3 protein-coding genes are annotated in these 4,127 nt (G+C 64.7%); all 3 read right to left on the minus strand.

Annotated elements, in window-relative coordinates; genetic code table 11:
- Nucleotides 1–2,766 (minus strand): preprotein translocase subunit SecA (gene secA / locus WB785_RS10785; protein WP_424079046.1); only part of this gene is annotated, 2,766 nt, incomplete at its 3' end.
- 161 nt (nt 2,767–2,927) lie between these two features.
- The gene (gene hpf / locus WB785_RS10790) at nt 2,928–3,623 is read right to left on the minus strand and encodes a ribosome hibernation-promoting factor, HPF/YfiA family (RefSeq protein ID WP_424079047.1); all 696 of its coding nucleotides are present in this window, start codon (nt 3,621–3,623) and stop codon (nt 2,928–2,930) included.
- A 261-nt stretch (nt 3,624–3,884) separates the two neighbouring features.
- Nucleotides 3,885–4,127, minus strand: a 243-nt coding sequence (locus WB785_RS10795) for a ComF family protein (protein WP_424079048.1), incomplete at its 5' end; no start/stop codon positions are given.

Raw genomic sequence — 4,127 nt, forward strand, 5'->3', positions numbered from 1 at the left:
CCCCCCGGCCCCGGCCACCGCCTGCTGCGCGTCACCGTTGCCCTGCACTTGCGCAGAACCGTCCTCGGCGGGCCCGGAATACGTCAAGGCAGGAGATTCAGTCTGAATTCCTTTGGCGCGCAAAGCAGTTGCGGGCTCATGCGACCGGGCTGTCCCACCAGTAGCCCGCTGCTGTGCGCTTGCCGCGGCAGCAGTGGCGAACTCCGCCAGGTCCTGCGGCACTTCACCCGTTTCCAAGACCGGGCCTACCTGCGGGGCGGGTACCGCCTCGACAGAGACGTTGAACAAGAAGCCGACCGACTCTTCCTTGAGGCCCTCGAGCATGCCGGTGAACATGTCGAAGCCCTCGCGCTGGTACTCCACCAGTGGATCGCGCTGTGCCATCGCGCGCAGGCCGATGCCCTCTTTGAGGTAGTCCATCTCGTAGAGGTGCTCTCGCCACTTGCGGTCGATGACGTTGAGCAACACGTTGCGTTCCAGTTGGCGCATCGCGCCCTCGCCGGCGAGTTCCTCCAGCTCGGCCTCCCGCACCGCGTAGGCGCGTTCGGCGTCTTCGACCAACGCGTCGAGCAATTCCTCGCGGGTGAGCTCACCGGGCTCACCGATCGCCTCGGAGTCGATCAGGTTGTTGTGGTCGATCCCAACCGGATACAGCGTCTTCAGCGCCTCCCAGAGCTTCTCGAGATCCCAGTCCTCGGAGTAACCCTCGGCGGTTGCCCCGTCCACGTAGGCGGTGATCACGTCGACGAGCATGTCGTGCGATTGCCCCTGCAAATTCTCGCCTTCGAGGATGCGCCGTCGCTGTTCATAGATGACCTTGCGCTGCTGGTTCATCACCTCGTCGTATTTGAGGACGTTCTTGCGGACCTCGAAGTTCTGCTGCTCGACTTGGGTCTGCGCGCTCTTGATCGCGCGGGTCACCATCTTGGCTTCAATGGGCACGTCGTCGGGCAGGTTGAGTCGGGTCAGCAGCGTTTCCAGCGCCGCGCCGTTGAAGCGGCGCATCAACTCGTCGCCCAGCGACAGATAGAAGCGCGACTCACCGGGGTCGCCCTGGCGACCAGAGCGGCCACGCAGCTGGTTGTCGATACGCCGCGACTCGTGCCGCTCGGTACCCAACACGTACAGACCGCCGGCCTCGATCACTTCCTCGGCCTCGTCGCTGGCCTCGGCCTTGACCACCGGCAGCTCCTCGTGCCAAGCGTGCTCGTAGTCGTCGGGTGTCTCCACCGGGTCGAGGCCTCGCGCACGCAACCGCTTGTCGGTGAGAAAGTCGACGTTGCCGCCCAACACGATGTCGGTGCCGCGGCCGGCCATGTTGGTGGCGACCGTGATGGCGCCGCGTCGGCCGGCCTCGGCGATGATGCCGGCCTCCTGCTCGTGGTATTTGGCGTTGAGCACGTTGTGCGGGATACGCCGCTTCTGGAATTGGCGCGACAGGTACTCCGAGCGCTCCACGCTGGTTGTACCGATAAGCACCGGCTGGCCCATCTCGTAGCGCTCGCTGACATCGTCGACGACGGCGATGTACTTGGCTTCCTCGGTCTTGTAGATCAGGTCGGACTGGTCGGTGCGGACCATCGGCTTGTTCGTCGGGATGGTGACGACGCCGAGCTTGTAGATCTCGTGCAGCTCGGCGGCCTCGGTTTGCGCCGTCCCGGTCATGCCGGAGAGCTTGTCGTAGAGCCGGAAGTAGTTCTGCAGCGTGATCGTGGCCAGCGTCTGATTCTCGGCCTTGATCTCGACGTGCTCTTTGGCCTCGATGGCCTGGTGCATGCCCTCGTTGTAGCGCCGCCCAACCAAAACCCGGCCGGTGAACTCGTCGACGATGACCACATCGCCGTCGCGCACGATGTAGTCCTTGTCGCGGGCGAACAGCTCCTTGGCTTTCAGGGCGTTGTTGAGGTAGCTGACCAGCGGCGAGTTGGCGGCCTCGTAGAGGTTGTCGATGCCGAGTTGGTCCTCGACGAATTCCACGCCAAGCTCGTGCACGCCGACGGTGCGCTTGCGTAGGTCGACCTCGTAGTGGACGTCTTTCTCCATCAGCGGCGCCAGCCGGGCGAACTCGGTGTACCAGTTGGAGCCGCCCTCGGCGGGCCCAGAGATGATCAGCGGGGTGCGGGCTTCGTCGATCAGGATCGAGTCGACCTCGTCGACGATCGCGAAGTTGTGGCCGCGCTGGACGCACTCTTCCAGCGAATGGGCCATGTTGTCGCGCAGGTAGTCGAAGCCGAACTCGTTGTTGGTGCCGTAGGTGATGTCGGCGGCATAGGCGATGCGCCGCTCGTCCGGCGTCATCTGCGCCAGGATCACCCCGACGTCCAGGCCGAGGAAGCGGTGCACCCGGCCCATCCACTCGCTGTCGCGCTTGGCCAGGTAGTCGTTGACGGTGACGATGTGCACACCCTGGCCGCCGATGCCGTTGAGGTAAGCCGGGAGCACCGAGGTCAGGGTTTTACCTTCACCGGTCTTCATCTCGGCGACATTGCCGAAGTGCAGCGCGGCGGCGCCCATCACCTGCACGTCGAACGGACGCTGGTCCAGCACCCGCCACGCGGCTTCACGGGAGACCGCAAACGCCTCGGGCAGCAGGTCGTCGAGACTTTCCCCGTCGGCGTGTCGCTTCTTGAACTCGTCGGTCTTGGCCCGCAGTTGAGCGTCGGTCAGTTTCTCGACCTCGTCGGACAAGGTGTTGACGTAGTCGGCCACCCGCTTGAGGCGCTTGACCGTGCGACCTTCGCCAAGTCGCAGCAACTTATCCAGCACAGCTTTGTCCCCTACGGATCGGAGTGTTTTGCGTCCCCCATCCTAGGTGACGGCAAGCTGAAACCTGATTGCCCGACTCGCCCCCTCGCCGCTCCGCGGCTGGGGGGACCCCCACCACGGGCCGCTCACGGCCCGCATCGTCGTCGGGCGAGCCCTTCGCGTCAGGCCAGCCGGATCAGGCCGTAGTCGTAGGCGTGCCGACGGTAGACCACCGACGGGCGTTCGGTGTGCTTGTCGTAGAACAGGAAAAAGTCGTGGCCGACCAGCTCCATCTCGTAGAGCGCGTCGTCGACTGACATCGGCTTGGCGGTGTGTTCCTTGGTGCGCACCACCCGGCCCGGCTCGTGGTGTCCATTGTCTTTAGCGCCACCGTCGTGGTCCGGCGCCGCTGCGGCCGCGCTGTCGAAGGCCGGCTCGGGCGGGACGACAGCGGTCGCCGCGGCCAGCGAGACTGGGGTCTTGTCGCCGTAGTGCACCTTGCGGCGATCCTTGACGCGACGCAGCCGGGCTTCCAGCTTGGCGACCGCGCCTTCGAAAGCGCCATAGAAGCTATGGGCACAGGCCTCACCGCGGACCACCGGCCCGCGACCGCGAGCAGTGATCTCGACATGCTGACAGGACTTACGTTGACGTCGGTTGGGTTCGTGGTCGAGTTCGACGTCGAACAGGTAGATAGTCCGGTCGAACCGTTCCAGGCGGGCGAGTTTCTGCGAGACGTAGATGCGGAAGTGGTCGGGGATCTCGACATTGCGGCCTTTGACGACGACCTCGGCGTGCGGTGTCGGTTCGTCTGGCTCGTCGGCTGCTACCGGTAGTTCGGCGACAAGCTGACCGGAATCTACGGTGAGTCTTGACATAACTTGACAACTCGTTTCTCTCGCGTTGCACGCACGCGGCGTGCCGGCTTCCAGATACACGCGCCGACGGGGTTGATGTCGTGCCTGGCCGCCCGCCGGTGCAAGGAGTCGAGAACTCACCTCCTACCGTCGTCGGTTGCGTGGCGCCTACTTGGAGTGCGCTAACTTGAGGCGTTCAAGGTGCTTGATCCCGACGGTAGACCTCCTGTCGGTGGTAGTTCCAGTGTTTTGATCCACCCGTTGCGAGTTCTTCACAAACGCTCACGCGGCGGCCAACGCCAGCACAGCGCACACCCGTTTTCCGGCGTTTTGCAGGACGCGGACCGACTCGCGGGCGGTCGCACCGGTCGTGATGATGTCGTCAACCAGCAGCACTTCGGTCTCGGTCGGAACGCGTCGACTGGTCAGTAGCACCCGCCCGGCGATATTGCGCTCGCGGGCGGCGCTGCCCAGGCCGGCCGAGTCGCGGGCCAGTGCCTTCATCCGCAGCGCACGCACCACGGT

The sequence above is a fragment of the Mycobacterium sp. genome, from assembly GCF_049585075.1.
In the GTDB taxonomy this organism is placed as follows: Bacteria; Actinomycetota; Actinomycetes; order Mycobacteriales; family Mycobacteriaceae; genus Mycobacterium.